Annotated in this window: 12 protein-coding genes; all 12 read right to left on the reverse strand. The window is 67.1% G+C overall.

What is annotated here, in order from left to right; genetic code table 11:
- Window positions 1–646, reverse strand: a 646-nt coding sequence (locus U4Z31_RS33910) for a transketolase (RefSeq protein ID WP_321812672.1), incomplete at its 3' end; no start/stop codon positions are given.
- Between the two features lie 50 nt (window positions 647–696).
- Complete coding sequence (locus U4Z31_RS33915) at window positions 697–2,022, reverse strand: MFS transporter (RefSeq protein WP_124522759.1); 1,326 nt, start codon at window positions 2,020–2,022, stop codon at window positions 697–699.
- 74 nt (window positions 2,023–2,096) lie between these two features.
- A complete protein-coding gene (locus tag U4Z31_RS33920; RefSeq protein WP_124488566.1) occupies window positions 2,097–2,846 on the reverse strand; it encodes an SDR family NAD(P)-dependent oxidoreductase in 750 nt (249 codons plus the stop codon).
- 162 nt (window positions 2,847–3,008) lie between these two features.
- Entirely contained in the window at window positions 3,009–3,908 is a 900-nt protein-coding gene (locus tag U4Z31_RS33925) for a LysR substrate-binding domain-containing protein (RefSeq protein ID WP_321812673.1), read from the reverse strand.
- A 265-nt stretch (window positions 3,909–4,173) separates the two neighbouring features.
- The gene (locus U4Z31_RS33930; protein ID WP_044845556.1) at window positions 4,174–4,794 is read right to left on the reverse strand and encodes a hypothetical protein; all 621 of its coding nucleotides are present in this window, start codon (window positions 4,792–4,794) and stop codon (window positions 4,174–4,176) included.
- Window positions 4,795–4,857: 63 nt separating this feature from the next.
- Window positions 4,858–5,907, reverse strand: coding sequence for a patatin-like phospholipase family protein (locus U4Z31_RS33935; protein ID WP_321812674.1), 1,050 nt, complete (start codon window positions 5,905–5,907; stop codon window positions 4,858–4,860).
- Window positions 5,908–6,000: 93 nt separating this feature from the next.
- Complete coding sequence (locus U4Z31_RS33940; RefSeq protein ID WP_321812675.1) at window positions 6,001–9,528, reverse strand: adenylate/guanylate cyclase domain-containing protein; 3,528 nt, start codon at window positions 9,526–9,528, stop codon at window positions 6,001–6,003.
- A gap of 230 nt (window positions 9,529–9,758) precedes the next feature.
- Window positions 9,759–10,514 (reverse strand): histidine utilization repressor, encoded by a 756-nt coding sequence (gene hutC, locus U4Z31_RS33945; RefSeq protein WP_321812676.1) that lies wholly within the window; start codon window positions 10,512–10,514, stop codon window positions 9,759–9,761.
- Window positions 10,515–10,564: 50 nt separating this feature from the next.
- Entirely contained in the window at window positions 10,565–12,058 is a 1,494-nt protein-coding gene (locus tag U4Z31_RS33950; RefSeq protein ID WP_044845494.1) for an HAL/PAL/TAL family ammonia-lyase, read from the reverse strand.
- A 7-nt stretch (window positions 12,059–12,065) separates the two neighbouring features.
- Window positions 12,066–12,857, reverse strand: a complete 792-nt coding sequence (locus U4Z31_RS33955; protein WP_044845493.1) for an ABC transporter ATP-binding protein — start codon at window positions 12,855–12,857, stop codon at window positions 12,066–12,068.
- Window positions 12,858–12,885: 28 nt separating this feature from the next.
- Window positions 12,886–13,632, reverse strand: coding sequence for an ABC transporter permease (locus tag U4Z31_RS33960; protein WP_124489575.1), 747 nt, complete (start codon window positions 13,630–13,632; stop codon window positions 12,886–12,888).
- A 12-nt stretch (window positions 13,633–13,644) separates the two neighbouring features.
- Window positions 13,645–14,367 carry an ABC transporter permease gene (locus U4Z31_RS33965; RefSeq protein WP_044845491.1) on the reverse strand — a complete coding sequence of 241 codons (723 nt, stop codon included), beginning with the start codon at window positions 14,365–14,367 and terminating at the stop codon, window positions 13,645–13,647.
- Between the last annotated feature and the right edge of the window lie 78 nt (window positions 14,368–14,445).

Consider the following 14,445-nt stretch of genomic DNA (forward strand, 5'->3'; position numbering starts at 1 on the left):
TGCCGTCGACTCGCTGCGTATACCAGCCGAATGCTTCGAGCTTGTCGACCAGAGGCTCGAACGCCATGACTTGCGTCGACGGGCCATCGGCCTGCTGGTTGTTCACGTCGACGATCGCGATCAGGTTGTCGAGCTTCCAGTGCGCGGCCGACATCAGCCCTTCCCAGATCGCGCCTTCGTCGAGTTCGCCGTCCGAGAACAGCGTATAGACGAATGCGTCCGAGCCGTTGCGCTTGAGCCCGAGACAACGGCCGACCGCGATCGTGAGGCCCTGGCCGAGCGAACCGCCGGACATCTCCATGCCGGGCGTGTAGCTCGCCATCCCGGACATCGGCAAACGGCTGTCGTCGCTGCCGTAGGTTTCGAGCTCCTCGGCCGGCAGGATGCCGGCTTCGAACAGCGCCGCGTACAGCGCGATCGCATAGTGGCCGTTCGACAGCAGGAAGCGGTCGCGCCCTTCCCACTCGGGATCGTCGGGGCGATAGCGCATCGCGCCGAAATAAGCGACGGCCAGCACGTCGGCAATGTCGAGCGCCTGGCCGACATAACCCTGCCCCTGGACTTCGCCCATCAGCACGGCGTTTCTGCGGATGCGGTACGCGCGCTCGGCGAGCGTGACCGCTTCATGAATGGTTTCGGTATCCATCGTTGGCTCCAGTATTGGATCGGAAAGCATGCAGGTCGAATCGGCGGGTATCAGCGATTGACGGAGCGCGGCACGAGGAACACCAGCAGCGCGCCGAACGTAATCGCGACGGAGATGAAGAGGAGTCCGGCGGTGGACTTGCCGGTCAGGTCGTTCAGCCAGCCGACGATCGCCGGCGAGAAGAAGCCCGCGAGATTGGCGAAGCAGTTGACCGCGGCGATGCCCGCCGCCGCCGACATCCCGCCGAGCAGCGCCGTGGGCAGCGACCAGAACTGCGATGACGACGCGAGGATGCCGGCGGACGCAATGCTCAGGCACACGATCGACGCGCCGACGCTGCCGAGCATCGGCAACGTCGCGAAGCCCGCCGCCGCGATCAGCATCGGCACCGCGAGATGGAAGCGGCGCTCGCGGCGGCGATCCGCGCTCATGCCGATCAGCGGCAGCGCGACGATCGCGCACGCATACGGAATCGCGGTGAACAGGCCGACCCACAGCGGATCGGCGACGCCGGCCTTGCGAATGATCGTGGGCAGCCAGAACGTGAGGCCGTACTGGCCGAGCACGACGCAGAAGTAGATCGCGGCCATCAGCCATAAGCGGCGGTCGGCGACGAACGCACGAATCGACAGGTGGGCGGTCGTGTGCTCGGCGTCGGCCGACACGTTGCGCGCCAGCAAGGCTTTTTCGGCATCGGTCAGCCATTTCGCGCCGGCGATGCCGTCATCGAGATACAGCAGGATCGCAAAGCCCAGCACGAACGAAGGCAACGCTTCGAGCAGGAACAGCCACTTCCAGCCCGCCATCGACATCGCGCCGTGCAGCGAATGCATGATCGCGCCCGACAGCGGGCCGCCGATGATCCCCGCGAGCGGAATCGCCATGAAGAACAACGACAGTGCCTTGGCACGACGTGCCGACGGGAACCAGTAGGTGAGGTACAGGATCACGCCCGGCGCGAAGCCCGCTTCGGCGACGCCAAGCAGGAACCGCAGCACGTAGAACGCGGCGGGCGACTTCACGAACACGAAGCTCGCGGAAATCACGGCCCACGTCAGCATGATGCGCGCGAGCCAGCGGCGCGCGCCGACGCGATGCAGGATCAGGTTGCTCGGTACTTCGAACAGAAAGTAGCCGAGAAAGAAAATGCCTGCGCCCATCCCGTACACGGTCTCGCTGAAACGCAGGTCGTTGAGCATCTGCAGTTTCGCGAAGCCGACGTTGACGCGGTCGAGATACGCACCGAGATAGCACAACATCAGGAACGGGATCAGCCGGCGCGCGACCTTCGCATAGGTCGCCGCTTCGAACGTCTGCGCATCGTCCCGTTGCAGCAGCTCGCCCTGAACCGGCGAGGCGGGGTACTTTGCTCTCATCTTTGTCTCCTGCCATGGCCCCGGGTTGTCCCGGGTGCATGATGGTCGGCGCCGCGCGTGTCGCGGCGCCGTTCTCAGTGAATCAGCATCCCGCCGTTGACGTCCAGCGTGATGCCCGTCAGGTAGCTCGACAGGTCGCTCAGCAGGAACAGGCACGCATTGGCGACATCGGCGGCATCGCCGAGGCGGCCGAGCGGAATGCCCTTGACGATCTCCTCGCGCATGTCGGGCGTCAGCTTGTCGCCGGTGATGTCGGTCTGGATCAGGCCCGGCGTGATCGAATTGATGCGGATACGGTCGGCCCCGAATTCGCGCGCCATCGCCTTCGCGAGGCCGAGCACGCCGGCCTTCGCGGCGCTGTAGTGCGGGCCGCCGAAGATGCCGCCGCCGCGCTGCGCGGACACCGACGACATGCACACGATGCTGCCGCCGCGCTGCTCCTTCATCGCCGGCAGCACCGCCTGAGACATGTACAGCGTGCCGCGCAGGTTCACGTCGACGATCGCATCGAAGTCGCGCCCGGAAATGTCCAGCGTGCGCACCGGCTGCGTGATGCCGGCGTTGTTCACGAGGCCGTCGATACGGCCATAACGCGCCAGCGTCGCGCGAGCCGCGGCCACGCACGCGTCGCGATCGGTCACGTCGCAGGCCAGGCCGAGGTGGTCGGGCCCGAGCTCGGCGGCGGCCGCTTCCGCGTCCTCGCGACGCAGGTCGAGAATCGCCACGCGCGCGCCCTGGGCGGCCAGCGTGCGGGCCGTGGCCTTGCCGATACCGCGCGGCGATGCCGCGCCGGTCACGATGATGGTCCTGTTGTCGAGCAACATCGTTCGTCTCCTGTGTTGATGTGTGTGCAGAGTGTCGGCTCGCCGGACACCCGCATCAACGCGGAAACGCTCAGGCATGGTTGAGAAAATTTCAGATGACGCCGCGCGGGCCGTTCCGGCGTGCTGCAACGCAATATTGCACGCGGCCCGGACGCGCGACGCTCAGTTCGCGCGGCGCTGCGCCGCGACCTCCCGCTCGATCCACGCAAGGAAGCGTTTCACGCGAGGCAGTTCCGCGTTCTGCCGCGGGTAAACGAGATGATGCGCACCGACTTCCACCGCATGCGTGTCGTCGAACACGGGCACCAGCGCGCCTTCGCGGATCTTCACCGACGCGAGCATCAGGCTTTCGAGCGCGATGCCGAGGCCGAGCGCGGCGGTTTCGAGCGACATGTACGACCGGTCGAACGAAAAGTCGAAGGTCTTGCGGGCCGCGAGCGATACGCCGGCCCGGCCGAACCACTGCTTCCACTGCACGAGCGGCGTTTCGGAATAGATCAGCCGATGCGCGAGGAGGTCTTCCGGCGCGTTCACCGGATGCCGTTCGAGGTACTGCGGCGACGCGAGCGGCGCGATGAACTCGCCGCGCATCGTCTTCACCTCGAGGTTGTCCCAGTTGCCGTAGCCGTGGCGGACGTCGATATCGTAGAAGCCGTTCGAGAACGACACGTTTTCGTAAGAGCACGCCAGGTTCAGCTGGATATCGCCGTTCGCTTCCTGAAACGACGACAGCCGCGGCAACAGCCACATCAGCCCGAAGCTCGGGCTCGAATGCACGCGCAGGATATCGACCTCGGCGCGGCTCGATGCGCGCTCGGTGGCGCGGCTCAGGTCGGCCAGCGAGCCGGTGACGTCCGCCAGATAGCGCTCGCCGGTCGGCGTGAGAACGAGCCCGCGCCCTGATCGCTGGAACAGCGGCTGGCCGATCTGCGATTCGAGGTTGCTGAGCTGGTGACTCACGGCGGACGCGGTCAGGCCCAGTTCTTCCGCGGCACGATTGACGCTTTTGGTCCGGGCGACACTTTCGAACGCGATGATTGCCTTGAGCGGCGGGATGCGCATGTTGGTATCCGTTGGAATGAGCAGATCGCCTGGCAAAGCGATATCGAAACGACACCTGGAACATTGTCCGGGCCAGGCCACTGCAATACGTTACATGCCAATTCTAGAGTGCCCGAGGGCCGCCGTTCGCTGCAACGTGGTCCCGACCGGCGGGCGCGCACCGGTTCCCTAGGCGCGCGACGCACGCGTGGCGGGCCTGTCGGGTCAGGTTGCCCTGGCGCCCGGGCACCGCTTCGATCGATCATTGCGCCGGCGCAACGGGTCGTCACTCCGGTTCAGGAACCGGCAACCCCAGCCGCCAGCTCAGGTTCCTGCGCGCCTGCCTCTCGCAGCGCGTGTAGAAGAATTCCGTCAGATAGATGCGCGGACGCACGAGCAGCCCGCGCAGAATCGTCCGCTCATGAAAATCGTAGGCCCGGTCGTCGAGATCGGGACGCTCTGCCCGCAAACGCCGGCCGTCTTCGCGAAACCGGCTGCGGGAAGCGCCGAGCGCGGCCAGGTCGATGTCGCACGCGAAACGGGTATCCGGTTGCGCGGCAATGCCCGCGTGGGTCGTCGCGAGGATCATCGCGCAGACGGGGTCGCACGCGCGGATTCGCCCCCCGGCCTGGTGCCGGAACCAGTCCGCGCTACGCTGCTCGTTGTCCTTCGCGCCGGGCACGAAGATCACGTCATGGAACCAGAGCGCGAGTTCGACGGCGTCCGGCGCGGGAATCGCGTCGCGCGCCAGGTCGAGATGACGCAGGCATCGCCGGACATGCACGAGCGTATGGTAATGGCGCACCGGCTCCGCATAGCATTGCGCGAGCCTGCGATAGACCTCCTCGGCATGGGACCCGCCGCTGCACGACCACAACGCGACGAACCGCGCCTGCATCCGGTTCACGTTCGCTCCTTGGACCGGGGCGTCCGCGCGGAATCGCCCCATGCCGACATGACTGCGATGCGCTCAGAGAAATTCCCTGCGGATGTCGATGCTCGAGCGCTGCCCGATGTTTCCGTAGTGATGCGCGAGCCACACATCCGCTTCGCGTCGCCCGTGGTCATGCAGTTCGCTCAGAAATGTCCAATCCGCGTTGTACTTGCTCGATACGCTCAGCGCGGACAGCGCATCGTCGGCGCGAATGGAATGAATCAGCATTTCCTTCATCTCGCCGCGTTGTATCTTGCCTTGCTGGATCAGGTCGGTGACGAACGCGATCGCCCGCATCTCGCGCATCAGCGATGAATTGAAACTGATCTCGCTGATCCGGTTGAGGATTTCCGCGGCGGTGATCGGCACGCCGCGACGCACGAGCGGATTGATGTGCACGATCACGACGTCGCGCGTCGCGCAGTTGTAGATGAGCGGATAGATGGCCGGATTCCCCATGTACCCGCCATCCCAGTAGTACTCGCCGTCGATCGAGACCGCCTGGAACAGGGTCGGCACGCATGCCGATGCCAGCACCGCGTCGGCACTGAGGTCCGCTCCGGTGAACAGGCGGATCTTCCCCGTCTCGACGTTGGTCGCACACACGTACAGCCGGATCGGACAGTGCCTGCGCAAAGCGTCGAAATCGACCTGGCTTTCGAGCACCTCGCGCAGCGGATTCAGGTTGTTCGGATTGAACTGATAAGGTGAAAAGACCCGCAGCATCATGTCGGCGAACGCATACAGCGGCGAATGATCGAGCCCGAAGCTGTGCGTGCCCTTCAGCCAGGGCATCCAGCGCAGCGGGTTGTAGCGCTCCGCCGATTGCGCGACCGCGTGCCAGAAGTCGTGCAGTGCCTGACGCGCGCCGTCTGCGCCGCCCTTGTGCAGCCCGTACGCGAGTACCGCGGCGTTCATCGCGCCGGCGCTGGTTGCACTGACGCCTTCGATGTCGAGCCGGCCGTCTTCGAGCATGCGGTCGAGCACGCCCCAGGTGAAGGCGCCGTGCATTCCGCCGCCCTGCAGCGCGAGCGCGATCGGTTTGCGCGGGCCATCGTTGCCGCGTCTTGCGTGCGTGGTTGCCATGCCCGTCTCCTCGGCGCTCCGCGCAGGCGGAGCAGCGGCAGGTCATCGAGCGCACGTCGTCACGCGATCCGTCGCCGTGCGCCGTTGTTCCATTCATCCTGCGCGCGCGTCCAATGCATCCAGCAGCGCTTTCGCGTCGCGCAGGTCGCTTGTATCGAAACCTTCCGTGAAGCAGGCGAGCACCTCGGACAGCGCTTGCCTCGCCTCCACGGTTTTCCCCTGCCGCTGCAACAGCCGCGCAAGGTCCGACGCCGCCCGCAATTCCAGCGCTCGGGCACCCTGGCGGCGCGCGCGCTCGATCGCCCGGTGAAAGCAGCCGACGGCCTTGTCGTCGCGCGCCGCGACCGCCCCTTCGTCGCGCGCCGCGACAGCCCCTTCGTCGCACGCCGCAACGGCCCCCTCTTCGCTCGCCGCGACGGCCTCCTGCTCGCTCGCCCCGCCGGCCAGATAGACGCCCGTGAGCCGGTACAGCTCGGCCTCGAAGCAGTGCTCACCGGTTTGCTCGACGAGCGTCGTCGCCGCTTCCAGCAGGTCCAGCGCTGCCCGCCGGTCGCCCGCGCGCCAGCAACTGTCGGCGAGCAGCGCGAGGGAATAGGGCCGCTGGTCTTCGCCGCCGGCGGCCCGCTGCGCATCGAGGCCCAGCCTCATCTGCGCGATGCCGTCCCGGATGTTGCCTTGCGCGCTCATCGCCCAGCCCCGCAGGAGCGTCCCCCATGCGAGCCAGTACGGCAAGCCGTGCTCGGTCGATACGGCAATGACCGCTTCCGCGCGCTCGGCGGCAAGCGTCGGCTCGCGCCGCAGCTGATGCAGGTGTGCCGTGTAGGTCAGGCTGAACGCCAGGGACGGCCCATAGGAAAGGTGCCGTGCGAGCGCCAGTGCTTCGACGCTGCGCCTGAGCGCCTGGTCGGGATACCCCTGGATCCACAGGGTCAACACCAGGAAACTGAGCGCCCGGATGCCCGGATCGACCCCGTGCGCGAACACGTGGGCCTGATGCTGCTCCGGATCGTAGATCGCGATCGCCTGTTCCAGGTGGGTGCGGGCGGCCGTGAAATCGCCCTGCAGGAAGAAGCACGAACCCAGCGCGCTATGGGCCTCGATGAGAAAGCCGGGGTCGTTCGCATCGCGCGCCGTACCGAGCATCTGCCGGCCCAGGTCGGTCGCGAGCGCATATTCGCCGCGCACCACGTGGTGCATCCGCAATCCCAGCTGCGTCGCGAAGCGTTGCGATACCTCGCCCGTGCGCTCGCACAACTCGAGCGCGCGCGTATAGGTGGCGCCCACCTCCGTCGCGCCATACCCGCGCACATCCATCAGGACCGGCCCGAGGGACAGCAGCAGCGTCAGTTCCCAATGCGCGCGCATCGGTGTGTCCGGCAAGCCCTTCAGCAACGCAAGCGCCGCGCCGAGGTGATTCATCGCATCGTGATGAGCCGCATGGCGTAGCGCCTGCTGGGCCGCACGATGCAGGTATTCGACCGCCTTCGGAATGTTGCCGCTCTGACCGTAGTGATGCGCGAGTTCGCTGCAGTAATCGGCGATACGCGTCGGGAACAGCACCTCGATCGCCTGCGCGGTGCGCTCGTGCAGCGCGGTGCGCCGCTCCGTGAGCAACGAGCGCCCGGCCACTTCCTGGGTCAGCGCGTGCTTGAACGAATAATTGACCTCGGGAAAGGCGGGCCGCTCGTAGATGAACTCCGCGGCTTCCAGATGGGCGAGCAGGCGACGCAGTTCGTCGTCCCGCGCCGCCACCTCGCCGCAGATGCGCCGGATCAGGCTGAACGGAAACTCGTGGCCGATCACGGCAAGCGCCTGCAGCAGTTCCTTTTCCTCGACGGGAAGCCGATCGATCCGGGCCGCCAGCACGCCCTGCACGGTGGTCGGGATATGCAGCGTCGCCGGCGTCTCCACGATGCGATAACGCCCGGCCTCGCCGAGCAGCGACTTCTCTTCGACGAGCGTCTGCACCACTTCCTCCATGAAGAACGGATTGCCCTCCGTCTTCTCCAGAATGAGCTGCTTCAGCGGCACGAGCGTGCGATCCTCGCCGAGCAGCGCCGTGAGCAGCCCCTGCGCATCGGACGGGCCGAGCGGCTCGAGCCGGATCCTGCTGCAATGAACCGCGCCGGCCCACGCCGGCCGATACTCGGGCCGGTAGTTCACCAACAGCAGGATGCGTGCGTCCGGCACGTGGTCGATCAGATAACTTAGGAATGCTTCCGTTTCACGGTCCAGCCATTGCAGATCCTCGAACAGCAAATGAACCGGCTGATTCTGGCTCTCGCGCACGAGCAGCTGCCTGATCGCGTCGAAGGTGCGCTCACGCCGGATCTGCGGATCCATCTCGACCAGCACCGAGCCGCCCTCGCCGATGCCGAGCAGATAGAGAACGTACGGCACGAGGTCCTCGAAACCGCGCTCCAGCGCGAGCGCCTTGCCGATGACCTTTTCCCGGCAGCGCCGCTCGTCGTCCTGCGGCGTGATCTGGAAATAGTTCTTCAGGAGTTCGATCAGCGGCAAATTGGAAAACGCCTTGCCGTGCGATACCGAAAACGTCTCCAGCACCAGCGCGCCGCGCCGTGAACGCTCCTTGAACTCGTGGAACAGACGAGACTTGCCGACGCCGGCCTCGCCGACCACGCCGACCACGCGCCCGTGCCCGGCCCGCATGGTCTCCAGGGCCCGGTTCAGGTGTTCCAGTTCCGTTTCGCGCCCGACGAACCGCGCGAGACCACGGTGCGCCGCCAGCTGCAGGCGCGTGCGCAACGCACCCAGCCCCAGCACTTCGTAGACGCATAGCGGCGCGGGAATGCCCTTGAGTTGCGTGGCCCCGAGCGCCTTGAACTCGAAATAGCCTTCAGCCAGCTTGTGGGTGGATTCGCTGACGAGAATCGACGTGGGCGCGGCGATGCCCTCGATCCGCGACGCGATGTGGATCGTATGCCCGAGCGGGTCGTATTCGGTGTGCAAGTCGTCGGTGCGGATCGAGCGGACGACGACCTCGCCGGTATGCACGCCGACACGAATCTGCAGAGGAATGCCCTCCTGCAGCCGAATCCGGTCGCCATGCTGCCGCATCGCCTGCTGCATGCGCAATGCGGCGAAGAGCGCGCGCTGCGCGTGGTCCTCGTGGGCGATCGGTGCGCCGAACAGCGCGAGAATGCCGTCGCCGAGCGATTTGGCGACGTACCCTTCGTAGTAGTGGACCGCCTCCATCATCAGCTCGACCACCGGCACGATCAGGCGATGCGCCACTTCGGGATCGAGGTCGTGGATCAGCGCGGTCGACCCGGCCATGTCGGCAAACAGCGCGGTAACGGTCTTGCGCTCGCCGGCAGGCTCGCCGCGCGCTTCCATCGCCGCGTGTTCGGCACGGATGCGCTCGGCCAGATGATCGGGCGTGTAATGAATCGGGGTGGGCGACGGCGCTTGAGCCGGCGGTCGGGACGATGGCGGCATGGCGGCAGGTGTCGCCAGCGGCGTCCCACAATGGCTGCAGAAGCGGGCTGCCGGCGCTGCGTCATGCCCGCACTGCGGGCAGGTGCGGGACAGCACGGCGCCACATTCCTGGCAGAACCCCGCACCGGGAGGATTCTCCGATCCGCAAATTGTGCAGCGCATAAAACCCTCTTCCAGCCAAGGGTCGACCTCGAAACATTATGCGCCACTCTCTGCCGGTATTCAGGTCGGTGAATGCGCGTACGCATGCCGACGGGCGAAGGAACGAACGGTTTGATGGGCGCTCTTCGCGATTGTCACGCGCCGGGTCGAGTCAGCGGCCGCATCATTCGCCGACGCGCAGGACATCCACGCCGATTGCCTCGGCTCGATCCGCGCCGCTCGCCGCGTCCCTACATCTTCCCCGCCAGGTGAAACCGCGACGCCGGATGCCACAGCCTGACCGACGTCGCGACGTGCTCGCCGACCCAGGTGCGGCGCTTCAACACCAGGCACGGCTCGCCGATTTCCATCACGAGATGCCGGCGCACCTGCGCATTGGGCTTCTCCGCATAGATCCGGAACTCGGCGCGCTGGATCGGCGCGAGCCGCACCATGTAGTGGTTCGGCGTCTCGATCGTGAAATCCTGCTCCAGGTAGTCGGGAAACAACGCCGGATTGACGTAGCGATCCTCGAACTGAATCGGCTCGTCTTCCTCGAAATGCACGATGCGCGAATGAAACACCGGCCCCGAGCGAAGCCCGAGCGCATCGATCGCGTCCGGGTCGACGCTGCGCTCGATCAGCACGACGCGCGCGCTGTGCCGATGACCGCGTTCCGCAATCTCGTCCGCGATGTTGCGGATCTCCAGGACCGTCGATTCGTAATGCCGGCGCTCGACGAACGTGCCGGCGCCCTGGATGCGGGTCAGCACGCGTTCGTTCGTCAGTTCGCGCAGCGCGCGCGACACCGTCATCCGGGCCACGCCGAATTCCTTGACCAGCTCGGCCTCGGTCGGGATCGCGCCGCCGGGTTTCCAGTCGCCCTTCGCGATCCGCTCGACGACATAGCGCTTGATCTGTTGATAGGCCGGCAGTGCGCGCGCCGGCACGGCCTCGCCCGATACCCTCGCCGGCCGTGCGGAAAGTTGTCGCTCCGTCTCGTTCATGCACCCTCGACCGAATGAATAATGGATGATCCGCCCGTCGTCGCCGGTCGTCACTGCAACGGCGGCGGCGCCCCCGCGACGATGCCGGCCGCGATCGCGATGTCGTCCGCGAGCGGCCGGTCGTCGCGATACGCCGGTACGCGTTCGCGCACGTGTCGCCACAGCGCGTCGGTCGACGCGGCCCGCCCGGTTTCGTTCGCTTGCAAGTCGTATGCCTGCGCGGCGGCGAGCAGCTCGATCGCGAGCACGCGCGTCGCGTTCTCGATGATGTCGAGCGCCTTCAGCGCGGCCGGCGTCGCATGACACAGGTGATCTTCCTGCAGCCCAGACGTAATGCCGCCGTCGAGGCTCGCCGGCGCCGCGAGCCGCTGATTCTGCGCGACCAGCGCGACCGCCGTGTACTGCGCGATCATGAAGCCCGAACACGTGCCGCCCGGCGCCGCGAGAAACGCCGGCAGGCCGCTCACGAGCGGATTGACGAGACGGTCCAGCCGCCGCTCGGCGATGGCCGCCACCTGCGCCATCGCGGCCGCGAGGCTGTCCATCGCCAGCGCGATGCCCGCGCCGACCGCATGCGCCTGCGAATGAACGGCCGGCGCGTCGCGCGTACCGGCGACGATCGGATTGTCGGTGACGGACGCGAGCTCGCGATCGACGACGTCCGCCGTGACCGCGAACACGTCGCGCGCCGCGCCGTGCACGTGCGGAATCGTGCGCAGGCTCAACGGATCCTGCGTATGCCGCCCGCTCGCCGCGGCGAGCATCGGGCTGTCGGCCAGCATCGTCCGCAAGCGCGCGCCGACATGCCCGATGCCGGGCGAGATCCGCAACGCGAGCGAGGCCGGGTCGAACGCGGCGAGTTGCCCGCCGAGATTCTCGAAGCTCGCCGCCGCGATCCAGTCGGCCCAGTCGAGCAGCCGTTCCGCGCGGGCCAGCGCGAGCGCGGCGAGCCCCGTGACGCACGGCGTGCCGTTGACCAGGCTCAACCCTTCCTTCGCGCCGAGCACGAGCGGCTCGCGGCCGATGCGGCGCAGCGCCTCGGCGCCGCCGATGCGTTCGCCGCGATGGCGCGCATGGCCGTGCCCGATGCAGACGAGCGCGACGTGCGCCATGTGGGTCAGATAGCCGACCGAGCCGTGCGCCGGCACCTCCGGCAGGCAATCGTGCTCGAGCAGCGCGACGAGCTGGTCGACGACGTCGGCATGGACGCCCGAATGCCCGTGCGCGAAATTGTTGATCGCGGCCGCGATGATCGCGCGCGTTTCGGCCGCGCCGAGCGGCATGCCGACGCCGACCGCGTGACTCATCAGGATGTTGCGCGACAGCGTGCTCTGCTGTGCCGGCGACACGATCACGTCGCACAGCGCGCCCACGCCGGTATTGACGCCGTAAGCGCGAATCCCGCGCGCGACGATCTCGTCGACGAGTTCGCGCGCGGCGACGACGCGCGCGCGTGCCTCGTCGGCCAGCGCCAGCGGCTCGCCGGCCGCCACCGCAGCAACCTGTCGCCAGTCGAGCGGCCGGGCCGCACGGAATACGGTCATGGCAGCCTCAGTTGGTGGTGCGGTCGTGGTGGCTCGACACGAATTGCCGGAAGCGCTCGGAGCACTGGCCGCCGAACAGGTCGTCGGGCGTGCCGTCCGAGTCGACTTCGCCCTGATGCAGGAACAGCACACGATTCGACACGTGCCGCGCGAAGCCCATTTCATGCGTGACGACCAGCATCGTGCGCCCCTCTTCCGCCAGCGAGCGCATCACGCGCAGCACTTCGCCGACCAGCTCCGGATCGAGCGCCGACGTCGGTTCGTCGAACAGCATCACTTTCGGATGCATCGCGAGCGCGCGGGCGATCGCGACGCGCTGCTGCTGGCCGCCCGACAGGTGCGCCGGATAGTAGCCGCGCTTGTCGGCGAGGCCGACGCGCGCCAGCAGTGCCTCGGCCTCCTCGACCGCTTCGGCGCGGCTGCGCTTTTGCACGCGCAGCGGCCCCTCGACGAGGTTGTCGAGCACCGTCATGTGGGACCACAGGTTGAAGTTCTGAAAGACCATGCCGAGCTGGGAGCGGATCCGGTCGACCTGGCGCCGGTCGCTCGGATGCAGCTTGCCGTCGCGCGCACGCTTCATCGCGAGCGTTTCCCCGGCGAGCGCGACGGAGCCGTCGTCGGGTGTCTCGAGCAGGTTCAGGCAGCGCAGGAACGTGCTCTTGCCCGAGCCGCTCGCGCCGAGGATCGAGATGACGTCGCCCTCATGCGCGTCGAGCGAAATGCCCTTCAGCACATGATGGTCGCCGAACGACTTGTGGATGTTCTTGACCGACAGCGCAACGGGAGCAGCGGTGTTCATCGGATTCTCCTGGAAAGGACGGGGACGCTCAGGGTGCGACGCGTTGAGGATTGCGCGTCGCCGCGGCGGGCGCACCGGTGGGCTTCGGCGCACGCAGGTGCCCGGAAAGCCGCCATTCGAGCGCGCCGAGCAGGCGCACGACGATGAAGTTCAGGCCCAGATAGATCACGGCGGCGCAGACGAACACCTCGGTCGTCCGATAGGTTTGCTGGATGATCTGCTGCGCGACGCCCGTCACTTCCCATACCGTGACGAGGCTGGCCAGCGCGGTCGACTTGACGAGCAGCACCGCTTCGGTCGAATACGCGGGCAGGCACTGGCGCAACGCGATCGGGCCGATCACGCGCCGCAGCAGCGCGAAGCCCGACAGGCCGATCGAATAGCCGGCCTCGATCTGCCCGACCGGCACGGCCATCAGCCCGCCGCGCAGGATCTCGGCCGTGTAGCCCGCCGTGCACAGCGCGAGCGACAGCACCGCGCAGACGTATGGCTCGCGCAGCAGCGGCCACATGAAGCTTTCGCGGATCACGCCGAACTGGCCGAGCCCGTAATACACGAGGAACATCTGGATCAGCAGCGGCGAGCCGCGAAACACGAGGATGTAGGCACGCGCGAAGCGGTTCGGCAGCCAGCGCGGCGACACGCGCATCGTGACGATCACGAGCGACAGCAGGCCGCCGAGCACGAGCGAGGCGAAGAACAGGCCGAGCGTGGTCGGTACGGCCGCGAGCAGCTGGCGCAGCGTATCGAAGAGAAAAGCGAAATCGAGGGACATGCACGTTCTCCGTCAGTTGCGCGCGAAATTGCGTCGGAACGACCGGCCGACGATCGCTTCCGCCCGGTTGAACACGCGGTTCGACACGCCCGTCATCAGCAGATACAACGCCCCGCCCGCGACGAAGAACACGAAGTACTGGTGGGTCGAGTTGGCGGCGATCTGGCTCGTGCGCAACAGCTCGGCGAGCCCGGTGACCGAGATCAGTGCCGAGTCCTTGAGGCTCAGCTGCCACACGTTGCCGATCCCGGGCAGCGCGAAGCGCAGCACCTGCGGAACCAGGATGCGCCGCAGCACCATGCTGCGCGGCATGCCGATCGCGCGCGCCGCTTCGAGCTCGCCCTTCGACACCGCGAGCACCGCTGCGCGATACACCTCCGCCTGGTAGGCGCCCGAGATCATGCCGACCGCGAGCGCACCGATCACGAACGGCGGCACGCCGATGAAGCCTTCCGCGCCGAACCACTGGCCGACGGCCGTGACGAGCGTCGAGCCGCCGAAGTAGAACAGATAGATGACGAGCAGTTCGGGTACGCCGCGAAATACCGTCGTGTACAGGTCGCCGAGCAGGCGGGCGCTGCGGTAGCGCGACAGCTTCGCCGCCGCGATCGCCGCGCCGATCACCGCGCCCACCGCGAGCGCGGCGAGCGTCAGCGCGACCGTCATCAGTGCGGCGAGCAGCAGCACACCGCCCCAGCCTTCGGTTCCGAAGCCGAGCATTTCGAGAATCGCCATGCGTGCCTCCCGGCAAGCGTTGAGTGAATCGGCAGGATGCCTGCCGCCGCGCGTCGTTCGAGTCGCTCGCGCGGCGGC

Source organism: Burkholderia sp. BCC1985, from assembly GCF_905339915.1.
Classification (GTDB): Bacteria; Pseudomonadota; Gammaproteobacteria; order Burkholderiales; family Burkholderiaceae; genus Burkholderia.